The sequence below is a fragment of the Streptomyces pluripotens genome (assembly GCF_000802245.2).
Lineage (GTDB): Bacteria > Actinomycetota > Actinomycetes > Streptomycetales > Streptomycetaceae > Streptomyces > Streptomyces pluripotens.
Genome location: NZ_CP021080.1, coordinates 3,470,030 through 3,487,339 on the forward strand (window position 1 = coordinate 3,470,030; position 17,310 = coordinate 3,487,339).

A 17,310-nucleotide genomic window follows, 5' to 3' on the forward strand; every position below is an offset into this window, starting at 1 on the left:
CTGAGAGGCCCCTTGCCCGATTCGTCGACCGCCACCGACGCGCCGCCGGCCCGGTACGACGACCTGCATGCGCTGGTGATCAACTGCACCTTGAAGCGTTCACCGGAGACGAGCAACACCCGAGGACTGATCGACCGCAGCACCGCCATCATGGAGGCACAGGGGGCGCACGTTGATGTCGTGCGGGCGGTGGACCACGACATCGCCACCGGTGTGTGGCCCGGCATGGGGGAGCACGGCTGGCAGACGGACGCCTGGCCGGACCTCTACCAGCAGGTCATGGCGGCCGGCGTCCTCGTGCTGGCCGGCCCCATCTGGCTGGGCGACAACAGCTCCGTGATGAAGCGGGTGATCGAACGCCTCTACGCCTGTTCCAGCCTGCTCAACGAAGCCGGCCAGTACGCCTACTACGGCCGTGTCGGCGGCTGTCTGATCACCGGCAACGAGGACGGGGTCAAGCACTGTGCCATGAACGTCCTCTACAGCCTCCAACACCTGGGATACACCATCCCTCCCCAGGCGGACGCCGGGTGGATCGGCGAGGCAGGCCCCGGCCCCTCCTACCTCGACCCCGGCTCGGGCGGCCCGGAGAACGACTTCACCAACCGCAACACCACCTTCATGACCTGGAACCTGCTGCACCTGGCCCGGGCGCTGAAGGACCTCGGCGGCATCCCCGCCTACGGCAACCAGCGCACCGCCTGGGACGCGGGCTGCCGCCGCGCCTACGAGAACCCCGAGCACCGGTAGGCACCGCGCCGCGGCACCACCACGGTGCGCGCGGACGCACGGTGAGGGAAGCCCCCTCCTCGCTGCGGCAGGAGGTGCCGTAGCGCACCTGCGGCACGGGGCGCAGCCTCCGCGGGAAGCAGCCACAGGCCGAGGACGTGCTCGGTGACCTCCAGGGGGCAACGGACACACACGAGTGACCGCCGTCCTTCCGCGGCGCACGGAGTCACTCGGTCGCACGAGACCCAGAGTGGCTGGAACACCGCAGTCAGTGGCCGCTTGTTGCACAAAGCAATGCCACGGGGACGCAACGGGTGACATCATCACCGGTACTCGCTGCGGCCGACTCGTTGGGGCCTGCCGTGAGAGGGCTGGGCGCACACGCCGAGGGGGAGCCCGGCTCACCTTCTGCTCGCCTGCGACGGTCCTACCTGTCCACGCATGACTTGGGACCGTTCATGATCTGGGATCACCACGGCTGGCTCGCCGGCTACGTATTACCGGCGGTGCTGAGCGCCGGCCTCGCGTGGATCGGCTTAGTCCGCCATTCCGTCGGCAAGGGCTGGCTGCTGGGCAGCTGGAGATCTGCCGGCCTGGCACTTCTGGTTCTCGTTCTGGCAGGTGCGGTCGGGATCGCCGCCGGTCTGGCGCTTCCGCACCTGGCGAAGCTGCCTCCGGCAGCCGCAGGCCTAGCGACCGGTGTCACGACCATGCCGCGCAAGAGGCAGGAGGACACGCCCCAGCCCTACGTCAAGTTCATGACACTCGGCATCGCCTGGCTCAGGGAACGACTCGACTACCGCATGTGCCTCGACGCTCACAGCTGGTGCGCCGAGTTCCTCGACGGCTTCGAGAAGTCAACACACCTTCGCGTGTTCGTGCACGAACTCAAGCACCATCTGGTGAATCGTCATCCCACGCTCAACAAGACGATCAACAACCTCTTCGATGCGGCGGACAAGGCCATGATCCACGCACTGGAGGTGCAGACGAAGACTGACGAGGCCCGCAGGGACACGCACACCGGCTGGATGAGAGAGCCCACTGACGAAGAGGTCTACCAGTGCCGCAGCGCCTTCGGCGAAGCCTTCAGCCGCTGTGGGGACCTGTTGCTCTGCGCCTACGTACACGGCCGTCGGACGGAACAGTCCGAGCTTGGGACACTGCGCGCCAAAGCGCTTCCCAACGATGCCTTCCGCAGCTCACCGCTGCCCGTGCAACGAAGACGGCTCAGCTTCCACCGCAACCGCCCCTAGCGGCAGCAGTCAGCAGCACTGCATGCCTGTCGGTTCGCCGACCTTGGTGGCGGCGAGACACGCTCATCAACGCAGAGAGACGTTGCTCTTGTACGAAGGCAACGGCTCTTCGTCACTCACGGGCAAGCACTGCGCAGCCTGCGGCCGACGGGGAGAGAACTTGATCTCAACATCCGCTCCCAGCGCTTCCGCCGCAGCCGCCAATGTGCGCATCGTCAGGTTTGCGTCACCTGACATGATCTGACTGACCCGGCCGGGGCTGACACCCATGGCTTTGGCAAGGTCGGAACGTGACTTTCCGAGTCCTGACAACAGGCCCGCGAGAGAGGCGGACGCTTGTCGCGCCAATCGTGCGCCAGCTAACTCGACCTCACTCTCACTACGAGCGAAGAAGCTCATGACATGACCCCCAACTCAAGCTGCTGCAACGGATGTTGCCGCCGCTTCAAGGATGCCACTTTTAGGTCTAACTAAACACTTGATTCCAGCGGAATCTTCGACCGCGGCGCGCGAAACATCCCGAAGGAGCGCCCGTGACCTGCGACTATGACCTCCTTGAGCGATCGAGGCGGCTGATGGGACGTCACTCCAATGGGGCGACCACTCCCACGCGGCCACGGCCCGGGCCTTCCTCCTCCTCACACACCAGAAGACCGAGCCGTCACAGGTTCTCTCTCCCCCCTCCTCCCCCCGGTCAGGCTTGCCTGACCATGTGAGCCGGCTTATCCACCGACCGTTCCGGGCCCGGGGCGCAACCGCCGGACTGCCCACTCGGGCCACCCCGCCCGTGGACCCGAGTGCGGACAGGAGCCGGGACGAGGGACGGGCGTCCGTGACCAGAGCGGACCGGCTCGCCCCCGCAGACGGTGCGAGGACTGGCCCACTCGCGCCTAGTGAACGACATCGCCGACACCCAAGCGCTGGCCACTCGGACCGGATCTCGCGATCGTTTGTCGGCGCCATCCCTGTGACCGCGCGATTCGCTCGTCCAACAGCCCAAAGCTAGCGCTCCCCCGCAGCCGGCGGCGCCCTCGGCAGGCAGGAGGCACGCGGAGCGTCGTCCTCGTCGAGGGCCGCCGGTCCCCCTGCCTGTCCATGCCCGAGCCACTCATCAACGCCACCACGAACCCGCGCGCCGAGCGCATCGACCGCGAGACTTGGGTTCCGGCTGATCGCCGTCCGCCGCGGACACCGACTCAGGCCGAAGCAGCAGGCCGGCACCGACAGCTGCCAGCGGATGGTCTGCCCCGCCGAAACGGGCAAGGCCCGGCCCCGTCACACCACGGGCCACGGCATCCGCCCCTCGTCACCCCGGAACCCGGCTCCGCACGCTGCCGCTGCATCAACAGCATCGCGGCGCAGGCGATCCCAAGCGCTGCACCACGACGAAGACGAGACTCGCCCGTGAGACAACTCACGGGCGGGGCCCTTCGCACGGCCTGGCCAGACTGTGCTCAGCCTCACGGCAACCAGACAGCCCTGGAACAACGAAAAACGGGCCCCGTCGTGACTCTCATCACAGACAGAGACCCGTTTTAACGGTTTCTCCTATGGTGCGCGAGGGGGGAGTTGAACCCCCACGCCCTTGCGGGCACTGGAACCTGAATCCAGCGCGTCTGCCTATTCCGCCACCCGCGCATTGGGTGCGTCTTCCGGCTCCGACCCCGCTGGGCTGGCCCCTTCCGACATCCAGAACATTAGCACGTCGGACGGGGTGGGTTCACATCCCTTATCCGCGCCCGCCGACCCACCGGCAGGCAGTGCGCCCGCACCCGCGGCCCCGGGCGCACACGTATCAAGGAGTGCCGGTTCACGTATCAACCTCGTACCGGTCCCGGCCATCTCCCCAGGAGGGGGGCGGTGTGCACAGACAGGTGCGGGACACTGGTCTTCAGCCGCCTCTACGATCCATGCCGGGAGGAGGCCCCAGAGGCATCATGCAAGACCTCCCGGACGTCGGTTCCGGGAACAGTTCGAGAAGAGCCGCTGGGGGAACCGGCTGATCGCCGAGCGCGTAGATACGATCAGTAAAGCAGTACCCGTAAGCAGCAGCAGTACCGACAGCACCAGGCAAGGCATCAGCACACAGCAAGGCAAGACAACGGCAGGGACGGAGGAGGTGCCCCATGGGAGTCCTGAAGAAGTTCGAGCAGCGTCTCGAAGGTCTGGTGAACGGCACCTTCGCCAAGGTCTTCAAGTCCGAGGTCCAGCCCGTGGAGATCGCCGGCGCGCTCCAGCGGGAGTGTGACAACAACGCCACCATCTGGAACCGTGACCGCACCGTCGTACCCAACGACTTCATCGTGGAGCTGAGCGCACCGGACTACGAGCGCCTCAGCCCCTACTCCGGGCAGCTCGGCGACGAGCTGGCGGGGATGGTGCGGGACTACGCCAAGCAGCAGCGCTACACCTTCATGGGACCGATCAAGGTCAACCTGGAGAAGGCGGACGACCTCGACACCGGCCTGTACCGGGTGCGTTCGCGCACCCTCGCCTCCTCCAGCAGCCAGCAGGCCCCCGCCGCCCCCCAGGCCGGTCGCCCCGGGCAGAGCGAGCAGGGCAGCCAGGGCGGCTATGGCTACCCGCCGGCCGCTCCTGCTGGCGCGCCCCCGATGCCCGCTGCGCCGCCGCCCGGCGCCCGGTCCGGGGGATACGGCTACCCGCAGCCCACCCAGGGCGGCACCCGCACCCGCTACTGGATCGAGATCAACGGCACCCGCCACCAGATCTCCCGCCCCACGCTGGTCATGGGCCGCAGCACCGACGCCGACGTACGGATCGACGACCCCGGCGTCTCCCGCCGACACTGCGAGATCCGAACCGGAACGCCCTCGACGATCCAGGATCTCGGCTCCACCAACGGCATCGTGGTGGACGGGCAGCACACCACCCGCGCTACGCTCCGCGACGGCTCGCGGATCGTCGTGGGCAGCACCACCGTTATCTATAGGCAAGCCGAAGGGTGAAGCGGGGGCAATGTCAGAGCTGACCCTCACGGTCATGCGGCTGGGTTTCCTGGCCGTACTGTGGCTGTTCGTGATCGTGGCCGTGCAGGTCATCCGAAGCGACCTATTCGGTACGCGCGTCACCCAGCGCGGATCGCGCAGGGAGGCCGGGCGCTCGCAGCAGTCGGCCCGGCAACAGCCGGCCAGACAGCAGGCCGCGCCTCCCCAGCAACGCGGGCAGCAGGGCGGTGGTCGGCAGCGACGCAACGCCCCCACCAAGCTGGTCGTGACCGAGGGCATCCTGACCGGCACCACCGTGGCGCTGCAGGGCCAGACCATCACCCTGGGCCGGGCCCACGACTCCACGATCGTGCTGGACGACGACTACGCTTCCAGCCGCCATGCCAGGATCTACCCGGACCAGGGCGGCCAGTGGATCGTCGAGGATCTCGGCTCCACCAACGGCACCTACCTGGACCGGTCCCGGCTGACGGCCGCCACACCGATCCCGCTGGGCGCACCGATCCGCATCGGCAAGACCGTCATCGAGCTGCGGAAGTAGTACGACAATGAGCGAGCGGAGCGAGCACGCAGCGGCAGGCCGCCACCTGGTCTCCGGCGCGCTCCCGACCGGAGGGTGGGCAGTGTGGCTCGACACGACCGGCTGTACCCGGAGCCGACGGGCGAGGTGGGCATGAGTCTGTCACTGCGCTTCGCCGCCGGATCGCACAAAGGCATGATCCGGGAGGGCAACGAGGACTCCGGTTACGCCGGTCCCCGCCTGCTCGCGATCGCTGACGGCATGGGCGGCCAGGCGGCCGGCGAGGTGGCCTCCTCCGAGGTGATCTCCACCCTGGTCACCCTCGATGACGACGTCCCCGGCTCCGACATCCTCACCTCCCTCGGCACAGCCGTGCAGCGCGCCAACGACCAGCTGCGCGCCATGGTCGAGGAGGACCCGCAGCTGGAGGGGATGGGGACCACTCTGACCGCGCTGCTGTGGACCGGACAGCGACTCGGTCTGGTGCACGTCGGCGACTCCCGCGCGTACCTGCTGCGGGACGGCGTACTGACCCAGATCACCCAGGACCACACCTGGGTGCAGCGGCTCGTGGACGAGGGCCGGATCACCGAGGAAGAGGCCACCACCCACCCGCAGCGCTCCCTGCTGATGCGCGCCCTGGGCAGCGGCGACCACGTCGAGCCCGACCTGTCGATCCGCGAGGTGCGGGCCGGCGACCGCTATCTGATCTGCTCCGACGGCCTGTCCGGCGTGGTCTCCCACCAGACGATGGAGGAGACCCTCGCCAGCTACCAGGGCCCGCAGGAGACCGTGCAGGAACTGATTCAGCTCGCTCTGCGCGGCGGCGGGCCCGACAACATCACCGTCATCGTCGCCGACGTCCTCGACCTGGACACCGGTGACACCCTCGCCGGCCAGCTGTCCGACCAGCCGATCGTGGTCGGTGCCGTCGCCGAGAACCAGCACCACCTGCACGACAACGGCATCATGCAGACCCCGGCCGGCCGCGCCTCCCACCTGGGCCGACACAGCAAGGGCCACGGCGGTGGGGAGTTCGGTCCACCCGGCTCCGGCGACACCACCGGCTACATCCCCACCGACGGCTTCGGCGACTACGCCGACGGCGACTTCACCAAGCCGCGCAGGCAGCGCAAGTGGCTGAAGAGGTCCCTCTACAGCGCCCTCGCCCTCGCCGTCATCGGCGGCGGCCTGTACGGCGGTTACCGCTGGACGCAGACGCAGTACTACGTCGGCGCCAAGGGCGAGCACGTCGCGCTCTACCGGGGGATCAGCCAGGACCTGGCCTGGGTGTCGCTGTCGAAGGTGGAGAAGGACCATCCCGAGATCGAACTCAAGTACCTGCCGCCCTACCAGCAGAAGCAGGTCAGGGCCACGATCGCGGAAGGCGGCCTGACGGACGCCCGGGCGAAGGTCCAGGAGCTGGCCGTGCAGGCCTCCGCCTGCCGGAAGCAGGCCGAACGCGCGGCCACCGCGAGCGCGAAGAACGCCGAGACGGACGACGGCAAGACCAAAGCCGCCACGGGAACCACCCTGGCCTCACGGACGTCCAAGGCATCACAAACGCCGAACCCCTCGGCGTCCGCGCCGTCCTCCGCCTCGCCCTCGAAGTCTCCGACCCCGTCCGCGACCGCCACGCCCCACCCCGGCCCGAGCCTCTCCGAGGATGAGCAGAAGGTCGTCGATCAGTGCGGCAAGCAGTAGGCAAGCCGTGAGAGGCCCCGTCACACGATGAGCAGTACGACAAACTCGCCGACGCACCACACGTCCACGATCGGCGCGATCGGCGCGCCGAGCCGCCGCAACACCGAGCTGGCCCTGCTGGTCTTCGCCGTGGTCATCCCGGTGTTCGCCTACGCCAACGTGGGCCTGGCCCTCGACGGCAAGGTGCCCGCCGGGCTGCTGAGTTACGGTCTGGGCCTCGGCCTGCTGGCCGGTGTCGCCCATCTCGTCGTACGGAAGTTTGCGCCGTACGCCGACCCGCTGCTGCTGCCGCTGGCCACCCTACTCAACGGGCTCGGACTGGTTGCGATCTGGCGTCTGGACCAGTCGAAACTGTTGCAGGCGATCAACGTGGCCGGCGGCAAGGCGACCAACCAGCTGATCTACACGGCGATGGGCATCGCGCTGTTCATCGCGACGTTGATCTTCCTCAAGGACCACCGCACCCTGCAGCGCTACACCTACATCTCCATGGCGACGGCGCTGGTCCTGCTGCTGCTCCCGCTGATCCCGGGCCTCGGCGCGAACGTCCTGGGCGCCAAGATCTGGATCCGGATCGGCAGCTTCACCATCCAGCCGGGTGAGTTCGCCAAGATCGTGCTGGCGATCTTCTTCGCGGGCTACCTGATGGTGAAGCGCGACGCGCTCGCCCTGGCCAGCCGCCGCTTCATGGGCCTCTACCTGCCCCGAGGACGCGACCTCGGCCCGATCGTCGTGGTCTGGGCGATGTCGATCCTGATCCTGGTCTTCGAGACCGACCTCGGCACCTCGCTGCTGTTCTTCGGCATGTTCGTGATCATGCTGTACGTGGCGACCGAGCGAACCAGCTGGATCGTTTTCGGTCTACTGATGTCCGCGGTCGGCGCCGTCGGCGTGGCGAGCTTCGAGTCGCACATCCAGACCCGTGTGCACGCCTGGCTCGACCCGATGCGCGAGTACAAGCTCAGCCGCATGGTCACCCACGACGGCATCGCCCACTCCGACCAGCTCCAGCAGGCCCTGTGGGCGTTCGGCTCGGGCGGCACCCTGGGCACCGGCTGGGGCCAGGGCCACTCCGAGCAGATCAAGTTCGCCGCCAACTCCGACTTCATCCTCGCCACCTTCGGCGAGGAGCTGGGGCTGGCGGGCATCATGGCGATCCTGCTGATCTACGGCCTGATCGCGGAACGCGGCATCCGCACCGCCCTCGCCGCCCGCGACCCGTTCGGCAAACTGCTGGCCGTCGGCCTGTCCGGCGCCTTCGCACTGCAGGTCTTCGTCGTGGCGGGCGGTGTGATGGGGCTCATCCCGCTGACCGGTATGACCATGCCGTTCCTCGCGTACGGCGGCTCCTCGGTGATCGCCAACTGGGCGCTCATCGGCATCCTGATCCGCATCAGTGACACCGCCCGCCGCCCGGCACCCACCCCTGCCAGCAATCCCGACGCCGAGATGACCCAGGTGGTCCGCCCGTCATGAACAAGCCCCTGCGCCGGATCGCGGTCTTCTGCGGAATCCTCGTCCTCGCCCTGCTGATCCGGGACAACTACCTCCAGTACGTCAGGGCCGACGAACTGCGCACCAACACCAACAACCGCCGGGTTGCGATCGAGCGGTACGCGTACCCCCGGGGCGACATCATCGTCGACGGCAACCCGATCACCGGCTCGACCCAGTCGAAGAGCGGCGACTTCAAGTACAAGCGCACCTACAAGAACGGGCCCATGTGGGCGCCGGTCACGGGCTACTCCTCGCAGGCCTTCGACGGCAATCAGCTGGAGAAGATCGATGACGGCATCCTCACCGGCAACGACGACCGGCTCTTCTTCCGCAACACCCTGGACATGATCACGGGCAAGCCGAAGCAGGGCGGCAATGTGGTCACCACCCTCAACGCGGCCGCGCAGAAGGCCGCGTACGACGGTCTGAAGCGGCAGGGCGGCAAGGGCGCCGTGGTCGCCCTGGAGCCGTCCACGGGCAAGATCCTCGCGCTGGCCTCCTACCCGTCGTACGACCCCTCGTCCTTCGCGGGCTATTCCAACGACGACGCCAAGGCCTGGAACAAGCTCCAGAAGAAGAACAACCCCGCCGATCCGATGCTGAACCGGGCGCTGCGCGAGACCTATCCGCCGGGCTCCACCTTCAAGGTGGTCACGGCGGCCGCCGCACTGGAGAACGGCCTGTACACAGACGCGAACCAGCACACCAAGTCGCCACTGCCGTGGATCATGCCGGGCACCAACGTCCCGCTGAAGAACGAGGGCAACATCCCCTGCAAGAACGCGACCATGCGGGTCGCGCTCCAGTGGTCCTGCAACACGGTCTTCGGCAAGATCGGCGCCGACCTGGGCAACGACAAGATGCTCGCCGAGGCGAAGAAGTTCGGCTTCGACTCCGAGCAGTTCACCCCGGTCCGCTCCAGCGCCTCGGTGTTCTCCGACAAGATGAACGCGGCGAACACCGCTCTGTCCTCCATCGGGCAGTACAACACCGCCGCGACCCCGCTGCAGATGGCCATGGTCGCCTCTGCGGTCGCCAACGACGGCAAGCTGATGAAGCCGTACATGGTCGACAAGCTGCAGTCCTCCACCCTCGACACGGTCGCGCAGACCGAGCCTCAGGAGATGAGCCAGCCCCTGTCGTCGAAGAACGCACAGATCCTGCAGTCGATGATGGAGACGGTCGTCAAGGACGGCACCGGAAAGAACGCGCAGATCAACGGGGTCACCGTCGGCGGCAAGACCGGTACCGCCCAGCACGGCGTGGCGAACAGTGCGAACCCGTACGCGTGGTTCATCTCCTACGCCAAGCTCAGCGACGGCAGCTCACCGGTCGCCGTGGCCGTGGTCATCGAGGACGAGCAGGCCAACCGCGGCGACATCTCCGGTGGCGGCCTGGCCGCGCCGATCGCGAAGAGTGTGATGGAGGCGGTCATCAACGGTAAGAAGTGAGACCGCCGGCCCTCGGAGGTGAGACGCCCCGCTCACGGAAGTGAGCCCGCTCACACCCCCTTCACATCGATGCACGTTGCGATACCGGTCCTGTATCGGGTTCCGGGCTTGGCCAGGTCATACAAAGCGAGCCGGGTACCGTAGGCCCGGACGGCAGCCTCGGACCGCTCACGGGCGTGACGGCCGAGACCGACGGAGAGGGCTGGTAAGTAGCTATGGAAGAGCCGCGTCGCCTCGGCGGCCGGTACGAGCTGGGCCAGGTGCTCGGCCGTGGTGGCATGGCGGAGGTCTACCTCGCCCATGACACCCGCCTCGGCCGCACCGTGGCGGTGAAGACGCTGCGCGCGGACCTCGCGCGTGACCCTTCCTTCCAGGCCCGGTTCCGCCGGGAGGCCCAGTCGGCCGCCTCGCTCAACCATCCCGCGATCGTGGCGGTCTACGACACGGGCGAGGACTACATCGACGGGGTGTCCATCCCGTACATCGTGATGGAGTACGTCGACGGCTCCACGCTCCGCGAGTTGCTGCACTCCGGCCGCAAGCTGCTGCCCGAGCGCGCGATGGAGATGACCATCGGCATCCTCCAGGGCCTGGAGTACGCCCACCGCAACGGCATCGTCCACCGCGACATCAAGCCGGCCAACGTCATGCTGACCCGCAACGGCCAAGTCAAGGTGATGGACTTCGGCATCGCCCGCGCCATGGGCGACGCCGGTATGACGATGACGCAGACCGCGGCGGTCATCGGCACCGCGCAGTACCTCTCGCCCGAGCAGGCCAAGGGCGAGCAGGTCGACGCCCGCTCGGACCTGTACTCGACGGGTTGTCTCCTCTACGAGCTGTTGACGGTCCGCCCGCCCTTCGTCGGTGACTCCCCGGTCGCGGTGGCCTACCAGCACGTGCGCGAGGAGCCCCAGCCGCCTTCCGTCTTCGATCCCGAGATCACCCCCGAGATGGACGCGATCGTCCTGAAGGCACTGGTCAAGGATCCGAACTACCGCTACCAGTCGGCCGACGAGATGCGCGCGGACATCGAGGCCTGCCTCGACGGCCAGCCGGTCGCGGCCACGGCCGCGATGGGCGCCGTGGCCTACGGCGGTTACCCCGACGAGCAGCCCGCAACGGCCCTCCGTTCCGACCCGGGCGCCGCGGCGACGACGATGCTCCCGCCCATGAACCCCGACGACGGCTACGGCTACGGCTACGACGACCGTCCCGACCGCCGTCGCCAGCCGAAGAAGGGCGGCAACAACACCTCCACGATCCTTCTCGTGGTCGCGGGCGTCCTGGTGCTGATCGGCGCGATCCTGATCGGGAAATGGGCCTTCAGCGGCAAGACCGGGGACGGCAAGGTGCCGGTGCCCAGCTTCATCGGCCAGCAGGAGAACACGGCCCGGAAGATGGCCGACAACGTCGAGCTGAAGGTGTCGATCGCCAAGAAGCCCTGCGCCGACCAGCCCAAGGGCCAGATCTGCTCACAGGATCCGAACGCCAAGACCGAGGTGGCCAAGGGCACCACCGTCAACCTGGTGGTCTCGACGGGCGCGCCCAAGGTCCAGGTGCCGGACGTCCGCGGCCAGCAGTTCGACCAAGCCGAGGCCCAGCTGACGGCCAAGGGATTCGAGGTCGACAAGAAGACGCAGGTGTCGGCCCAGACGCCGAACGTGGTCATCTCCCAGGACCCCGCGGGCGGCACGAGCAAGGAGAAGGGCACCACGATCACCCTCACGGTCGCCAAGCCGGAGGAGAAGGTCACCGTCCCCGACGACCTGATCGGCAAGTCCTGCGACCAGGCCAAGGCCGAACTACAGCAACTGGGCCTGTCGCCGACCTGCAACAACACCCCCACGGACAACCCCGACGACGACGGCAAGGTCCTCGGGACCAACCCGCAGGCGGGCCAGCAGGTCCACAAGAACACGCCCATCGCGGTCAATGTGGGCCAGCTCCAGCAGCAACAGCAGGTGCAGGTGCCGAACCTCCAAGGGCGGTCCCTGAAGAACGCCACGCAGCAGCTGCAGCAGCGGGGCTTCACGAACATTCAGGTCAACGGCCCGAACGACGACAACGCGCGGGTGTTCAAGCAGACCCCGGCCCCGGGCAGCCAGGTCGATCCGGCCAACACCCAGATCGTCCTGACCACGGTGGACCTGGGCGGCGGGAACAACGGCGGCGGTAACGGGGGAGCCAACTTCTTCGGCGGCATCAGCGGCTGACGCCCCGCCCGCCCGAGTGGGCCCCTGCCGGGAGGAAAAGGCAGGGGCCCACTCGCCGCTTCAGCGCAGCTCCGCCGGCAGGGTCCGCTTGCTGTCCGCCTTCACCACCCGGACCAGCTCGCCCCAGACCACGTACCGGTAGCGGGAGGTGTACACGGGCGTGCACGTCGTCAGGGTGATGTAGTGGCCGGGCTTCTTCCTGCCCGACTCCTTGGGGACCGACGACAGGACCTTGACGTTGTACTTCGAGGTCTCGGGGAGGATCGAGTAGACCTTGTAGACGTACCAGTCGTCCTTCGTCTCGAAGACGATCGGGTCGCCCTTCTTCAGCTTGTCGATGTTGTGGAACTTCGCGCCGTGACCGTCCCGGTGGGCGGCCAGGGTGAAGTTGCCGTCCTTGCCGGACATCGGGAGGGTCGCCTTGACCGGTTCCGTGTAATAGCCAGCCACACCGTCGTTGAGGACGTCCGTGCCGGTGCCCTTCTCGACCAGGACCTCGCCGTTCTCCATCGCCGGCACGTGCAGGAAGCCGATGCCGTCCTTGGTGTCCAGCGCACCGGGAGCGGAATCCGTCGCGCGGGCCCAGTGATCGCGGACCTTGTCCGCCTGCCTGTCCGCCGTGCGGTCCGCTATGACGTTCGTCCACCAGAGGGAGTAGACGACGAAGAGGGCAAGCAGCAAGCCCATGGTGATGAGGAGTTCACCGAAGACACTGACTGCCATGGCGATCCGGCCGGGCCGCCGGCGGCGCGGGCCGGGCTCCCGGTCGGAGGCGTCCGCGTGTTCTTCGGTCTCGTCGGCGGTGGCTGCCACAGTTCCTCTGCCCTTACTCGATGCCCGGCTCGGCCCTGCCCAGGCCGACCGGGCCGCTCCGACCTATTCGATGAGCGCGTCCGGCTTGCCCTCGCTGCGCGGGCGCTCCTCGACCATCTTGCCCCAGACGATCAGCCGGTACTTGCTGGTGAACTCCGGCGTACAGGTGGTGAGGGTGATGTAGCGGCCGGGCTTGGTGAAGCCGGAACCCCTGGGGACGGGGTCCAGCACACTGGTATTGGACGGCGGCGTCACCGGAAGGGTCGAGGTCACCTTGTAGACGAAGTAGGTGTCCTGTGTCTCGACCACCACGGGGTCGCCGGGCTTGAGCTTGTTGATGTAGCGAAACGGCTCACCGTGGGTATTGCGGTGGGCCGCCAGCCCGAAGTTGCCGGTCTTCGCCCCGGGCATCGCGGTCTTCAGCGGGGCTTCGCCGTAGTGCCCGACCATGCCCTTGTCGAGCACCCTGCTGGTGCTGACGCCCTCGGCGATGGGCGCCACCACGTCCAGCTCGGGAATGTGCAGGATGGCGAAGCCCTGGCCCGGCGTGAAGACCCCCGGACTGCGCTTGCCGCTGGCCCAGTCGTCCTGGAGCTGGTGGGTCTCGTTACCGGCCTGCGCATGCGCGCGAACGTTCGTCCACCACAGCTGGTAGGTCACGAACAGCAGCATCAGCACGCCGGTGGTGATGAACGCCTCGCCGATCACCCGACTCGCGATGACGGCCGGGCCCGGCTTGCGCAGCCGCGCCTGCCGACGGGCTTCCACCCGGGACAACGGCCGCCCGGCCACCGGCGACGAAGGGCGCGCGCGCTCAGGCCTCTCAGCCGCCTCAGCGGTCTCCCTGGCCCCACCATGGCGTCCGCCGCGCCGCTTGGCGGCCCTTCTGCGGGCCGCACGGCCACCGGGTGAGGTTCCTGTGACAGGAGGGGCAGAAGGAGTCGCAGAGGCGCGTATGGGCGGGCTCTGCCAGCCGGCGGGCGGCGGGCCGGGGATCCGCAGCGCCATCGTCTCCTCGTCGGCGGAGGGCAACAGCGCGCCCGGGCCGCCGGGGACGGGGGGTACCGGGCTTCCTGGACTCCTCCGGCCGGCCGGCTCCTGCGGGCCCCTCGGGCCTCCCGGCTCCTCCGTGATGACCGGCATCGGGGCCGTCGGCGGGTCCTCCCGGCGCCCGGCATGCCGCCCGGAACGGCGTCCGGCACCGCCATCGTCGTCCGGCGCACCGCCGTGGGACTCGTACGGCGGCCCCCCACCGCCGGACAAGTCCTCGCGCTCGGGGCGCAGGGCGGTCACGCCGTGGCCCTGCCCACCACCGGGGCGAGCCCCGCCGACCTCGCCACGGCACCCGGGTCACCGCACTCCGCCAGCCAGTTGGCCAGCATTCGGTGACCGTGCTCGGTCAACACCGACTCGGGATGGAACTGAACTCCTTCGACGGGCAGTTCGCGGTGGCGCAGACCCATGATGATGCCGTCGTGCGTGCGGGCGGTCACTTCCAGCTCGGAGGGGACCGTCGCCGGCTCGGCGGCCAGGGAGTGGTAGCGGGTCGCGGTGAAGGGGGAGGGCAGACCCGCGAAGACGCCCTTGCCCTCGTGCTCGACCAGCGAGGTCTTCCCGTGCAGCAGTTCGGGCGCACGGTCGACCACGCCGCCGTACGCCACCTGCATCGACTGCATGCCGAGGCAGACCCCGAAGACCGGCACCTCGGTGGCGGCGCAGTGACGGACCATGTCCACGCACACGCCCGCCTGCTCCGGAGCCCCGGGTCCGGGGGAGAGAAGCACGCCGTCGAAGCCGTCCTGGGCGTGGGCGGTCGACACCTCGTCGTTGCGCAGCACCTCGCACTCGGCGCCCAGCTGGTACAGGTACTGAACGAGGTTGAAGACGAAGCTGTCGTAGTTGTCGACGACGAGAATCCGCGCACTCACTGGTTGTCCACCGTCACATCGTTGAAGGGCAGCAGCGGTTCGGCCCAAGGGAAGACGTACTGGAAGAGGGTGTAGACCACAGCCAGGACCAGGACGAGTGAGATGAGCGCCTTCACCCAGGTGTTCCCCGGCAGATGCCGCCAGATCCAGCCGTACATGCCGTCCCTTGCCGTCCCTTCCGTATCCTCTACGGCACCAGCCGCACGCCGTACGTCACCAGACTAACGGCGCAGAGCCTTCGGTTCGCCTGCCTCCACAGGCTGTGTGGAGTCCAGATGCGCCCAGACGATCAGTCGGTGGCTGTGACCCCACTCCGGGTCGCACGTGGTCAGCGTGAGGTACCGGCCCGAACGCGTGTACCCGGACTCACGTGGCACGGGGTCGATCACCCCGATGTCCGTCGGAACGGTTCGGTAGGGCCCTTTGTCGATCCGGTACGTGAACCAGGTCGTCCCGTCCGTGAGGACCACGGCGTCCCCGGGCCGGAGCTCGGGAAAGTCCTTGAGCGGGTCCCCGTACGTCCGCCGGTGCCCGGCCACCGCGAAGTTGCCCTTCCCGCCGAGCCGTGCGGTTCCCCGGTAGTGGGCGAGACCCTTCGCCAACACGTCCCGCCCGGTCCCCTCCAGCACCGGTTTGTTCCACCTGGAACCGAGCCGCGGGATGTACATGATCGCGAAGGCCCTGCCGTAGTGGTACGGCGCCGGCTTCTTCACGACCACGGTCTGCCTTTCAGGGGCGTCGGACGACCGCACGCCACCCTGCGCCCACTGCCGGTGCAACTGGTCGATCTGGTCATGCATGGCACCGTCGGCCCGTACCCCCGTCCAGAACAGTACATAGGCGACGAACAGCACGATCAAGGTGCCGACGGTGATGCACAGTTCGCTGGCGGTCCGGACGATCGCGCGCACCGGCGGCTCCTGACGGGGACCGGGATCTGCCTACTCCACTGGCTTCGCGTAGTGCAGGTCCACTGTGCCCGAGTAGCCGGGAAGAGTCACCGGCCCGTCCTCGGTGACCTTCCAGCCGAGGCCGTAGACGTTGACGTACACCATGTAGGTCTGGATCGCCTTGCTCGCCGCGAGTGCCTGCCGCAGCTTGCCCGGGTCCCCGACCGCCGTGATCTTGTACGGCGGCGAGTAGACGCGGCCCTGGAGGATCAGGGTGTTGCCCACACAGCGCACGGCGCTGGTGGAGATCAACCGCTGGTCCATGACCTTGATGCCCTTGGCTCCGCCCAGCCACAGGGCGTTCACCACGGCCTGCAGATCCTGCTGGTGGATGACCAGGTAATCGGGCTGGGGCTCGGGATAGCCGGGAAGCTTGGCGGTGGCGTTGGGCGGGGCGTCGTTGAGGGTGACCGTGACGGCCTTGCCGGTCAGCTTCTGGGTGCCGGCACGCTTCTCCAGACCGGCGAGCCGCTGATCCTGGGCTTCGGTGCTGCCGCCGTCGCGCTCGGCGAACGACTCCACGTCGTCACGCAGGACCGCATTGGACTCGTCCAGGTCCTTGTTCTTGCGGCTGCGCTGCTGGATCAGGTCGGACAACTTGAGCAGGGAGTCGTCCTGGCGGATGTCCGTACCCTTGGCCGTGTCGAAGCTGGTGAAGAAGATGAGCCCGGCGAGGGCGAAGACGGCCGCCGTGAGCATCCGCACCGGGCGGAAGCGCGTGCGGCCAGGGACGGGACCCATTGATTCCGTCCCTGGAGAGTCGGCAGAATTGCTCAACGTACCCTTATCTCCTTCAGCGCCACGGAAGCACTACGCTAACGGACGCCCGGGGGAGCGCGCAGAGTCGTCATGCCGACCCCTTGTACGCTGCCTGTACGCTGCCCCGAGCCCGACCCAGTTACCTGCGCGGCCACGCAGCGCATCGACAGGAGAGACCCTCGTGCCGAAGTCACGTATCCGCAAGAAGGCCGACTACACGCCGCCGCCGGCGAAGCAGACGGCGGCGATCAAGCTGAGCAGCAGTGCCTGGGTCGCGCCGGTCATGCTGGCCATGTTCGTCATCGGTCTGGCCTGGATCGTCGTCTTCTATGTGACCGACGGCTCACTGCCCATCGACGCGCTGGACAACTGGAACATCGTGATCGGATTCGGCTTCATTGCCGCCGGCTTCGGCGTGTCCACACAGTGGAAGTAACACCGCGCCGACCGTCCTCCAGCAGCGTCACACAGCTCTGCCCAGGGCCTGTCCACTGAGTTATCCACAGGTTGGCAGAGGTATC

At 67.9% G+C, this 17,310-nt stretch carries 16 protein-coding genes and 1 tRNA gene; 9 read left to right on the forward strand and 8 right to left on the reverse strand.

The genetic code is table 11. The annotated features are described in order from the left end of the window. Positions 1–12: 12 nt before the first annotated feature. Both LK06_RS15540 and LK06_RS15545 read left to right on the forward strand, forming a co-directional pair. Positions 13–750, forward strand: coding sequence for a flavodoxin family protein (locus LK06_RS15540; RefSeq protein WP_043434423.1), 738 nt, complete (start codon positions 13–15; stop codon positions 748–750). A gap of 437 nt (positions 751–1,187) precedes the next feature. Next, the gene (locus tag LK06_RS15545; protein ID WP_052318982.1) at positions 1,188–1,985 is read left to right on the forward strand and encodes a hypothetical protein; all 798 of its coding nucleotides are present in this window, start codon (positions 1,188–1,190) and stop codon (positions 1,983–1,985) included. Positions 1,986–2,051: 66 nt separating this feature from the next. Here LK06_RS15545 and LK06_RS15550 read toward each other — a convergent pair whose 3' ends face one another. Next, positions 2,052–2,384, reverse strand: a complete 333-nt coding sequence (locus tag LK06_RS15550; protein ID WP_071659207.1) for a helix-turn-helix domain-containing protein — start codon at positions 2,382–2,384, stop codon at positions 2,052–2,054. A gap of 1,152 nt (positions 2,385–3,536) precedes the next feature. After that, positions 3,537–3,623, reverse strand: a tRNA-Leu gene (locus LK06_RS15555). A 488-nt stretch (positions 3,624–4,111) separates the two neighbouring features. On the opposite strand from LK06_RS15555, the gene LK06_RS15560 reads away from it, so the two are divergent. From LK06_RS15560 to pknB, 6 genes are all read left to right on the forward strand, one after another. Further along, a complete protein-coding gene (locus LK06_RS15560; RefSeq protein WP_039653640.1) occupies positions 4,112–4,951 on the forward strand; it encodes an FHA domain-containing protein in 840 nt (279 codons plus the stop codon). A 10-nt stretch (positions 4,952–4,961) separates the two neighbouring features. After that, positions 4,962–5,492 (forward strand): FHA domain-containing protein FhaB/FipA, encoded by a 531-nt coding sequence (locus LK06_RS15565; RefSeq protein ID WP_043434420.1) that lies wholly within the window; start codon positions 4,962–4,964, stop codon positions 5,490–5,492. A gap of 132 nt (positions 5,493–5,624) precedes the next feature. Next, a complete protein-coding gene (locus tag LK06_RS15570; RefSeq protein ID WP_174673989.1) occupies positions 5,625–7,175 on the forward strand; it encodes a Stp1/IreP family PP2C-type Ser/Thr phosphatase in 1,551 nt (516 codons plus the stop codon). Positions 7,176–7,202: 27 nt separating this feature from the next. Then, the gene (locus tag LK06_RS15575; RefSeq protein ID WP_039653643.1) at positions 7,203–8,651 is read left to right on the forward strand and encodes an FtsW/RodA/SpoVE family cell cycle protein; all 1,449 of its coding nucleotides are present in this window, start codon (positions 7,203–7,205) and stop codon (positions 8,649–8,651) included. Further along, complete coding sequence (locus LK06_RS15580) at positions 8,648–10,123, forward strand: peptidoglycan D,D-transpeptidase FtsI family protein (RefSeq protein ID WP_039653645.1); 1,476 nt, start codon at positions 8,648–8,650, stop codon at positions 10,121–10,123. The genes LK06_RS15575 and LK06_RS15580 overlap by 4 nt, the downstream gene beginning before the upstream one ends. A gap of 215 nt (positions 10,124–10,338) precedes the next feature. After that, complete coding sequence (pknB, locus tag LK06_RS15590) at positions 10,339–12,339, forward strand: Stk1 family PASTA domain-containing Ser/Thr kinase (RefSeq protein ID WP_039653648.1); 2,001 nt, start codon at positions 10,339–10,341, stop codon at positions 12,337–12,339. Between the two features lie 60 nt (positions 12,340–12,399). Here pknB and LK06_RS15595 read toward each other — a convergent pair whose 3' ends face one another. The 6 genes from LK06_RS15595 to LK06_RS15620 form a co-directional block, all read right to left on the reverse strand. Beyond that, entirely contained in the window at positions 12,400–13,152 is a 753-nt protein-coding gene (locus LK06_RS15595) for a class E sortase (RefSeq protein ID WP_039653649.1), read from the reverse strand. Between the two features lie 63 nt (positions 13,153–13,215). After that, positions 13,216–14,445 carry a class E sortase gene (locus tag LK06_RS15600; RefSeq protein WP_071659206.1) on the reverse strand — a complete coding sequence of 410 codons (1,230 nt, stop codon included), beginning with the start codon at positions 14,443–14,445 and terminating at the stop codon, positions 13,216–13,218. After that, positions 14,442–15,080, reverse strand: a complete 639-nt coding sequence (locus LK06_RS15605; protein WP_039653653.1) for an aminodeoxychorismate/anthranilate synthase component II — start codon at positions 15,078–15,080, stop codon at positions 14,442–14,444. The genes LK06_RS15600 and LK06_RS15605 overlap by 4 nt, the downstream gene beginning before the upstream one ends. After that, positions 15,077–15,238 carry a hypothetical protein gene (locus tag LK06_RS15610; protein ID WP_039653655.1) on the reverse strand — a complete coding sequence of 54 codons (162 nt, stop codon included), beginning with the start codon at positions 15,236–15,238 and terminating at the stop codon, positions 15,077–15,079. The genes LK06_RS15605 and LK06_RS15610 overlap by 4 nt, the downstream gene beginning before the upstream one ends. A gap of 63 nt (positions 15,239–15,301) precedes the next feature. After that, on the reverse strand, positions 15,302–15,991 hold the full coding sequence (locus LK06_RS15615) for a class E sortase (RefSeq protein ID WP_039653656.1): 690 nt from the start codon (positions 15,989–15,991) through the stop codon (positions 15,302–15,304). A gap of 30 nt (positions 15,992–16,021) precedes the next feature. Continuing rightward, on the reverse strand, positions 16,022–16,807 hold the full coding sequence (locus LK06_RS15620; protein WP_063891047.1) for a DUF881 domain-containing protein: 786 nt from the start codon (positions 16,805–16,807) through the stop codon (positions 16,022–16,024). Between the two features lie 163 nt (positions 16,808–16,970). On the opposite strand from LK06_RS15620, the gene crgA reads away from it, so the two are divergent. Next, a complete protein-coding gene (gene crgA / locus LK06_RS15625) occupies positions 16,971–17,225 on the forward strand; it encodes a cell division protein CrgA (protein ID WP_039653658.1) in 255 nt (84 codons plus the stop codon). The last annotated feature ends 85 nt before the right edge of the window (positions 17,226–17,310 follow it).

What these genes read in the sequence shown, in the direction of transcription:
- LK06_RS15545 (WP_052318982.1), top strand. Translation starts at nt 1,188, where the DNA reads ATGATCTGGGATCACCACGGCTGGCTCGCCGGCTACGTATTACCGGCG.
- LK06_RS15550 (WP_071659207.1), bottom strand. Translation starts at nt 2,384, where the DNA reads ATGAGCTTCTTCGCTCGTAGTGAGAGTGAGGTCGAGTTAGCTGGCGCA.
- LK06_RS15560 (WP_039653640.1), top strand. Translation starts at nt 4,112, where the DNA reads ATGGGAGTCCTGAAGAAGTTCGAGCAGCGTCTCGAAGGTCTGGTGAAC.
- LK06_RS15565 (WP_043434420.1), top strand. Translation starts at nt 4,962, where the DNA reads ATGTCAGAGCTGACCCTCACGGTCATGCGGCTGGGTTTCCTGGCCGTA.
- LK06_RS15570 (WP_174673989.1), top strand. Translation starts at nt 5,625, where the DNA reads ATGAGTCTGTCACTGCGCTTCGCCGCCGGATCGCACAAAGGCATGATC.
- LK06_RS15575 (WP_039653643.1), top strand. Translation starts at nt 7,203, where the DNA reads ATGAGCAGTACGACAAACTCGCCGACGCACCACACGTCCACGATCGGC.
- LK06_RS15580 (WP_039653645.1), top strand. Translation starts at nt 8,648, where the DNA reads ATGAACAAGCCCCTGCGCCGGATCGCGGTCTTCTGCGGAATCCTCGTC.
- pknB (WP_039653648.1), top strand. Translation starts at nt 10,339, where the DNA reads ATGGAAGAGCCGCGTCGCCTCGGCGGCCGGTACGAGCTGGGCCAGGTG.
- LK06_RS15610 (WP_039653655.1), bottom strand. Translation starts at nt 15,238, where the DNA reads ATGTACGGCTGGATCTGGCGGCATCTGCCGGGGAACACCTGGGTGAAG.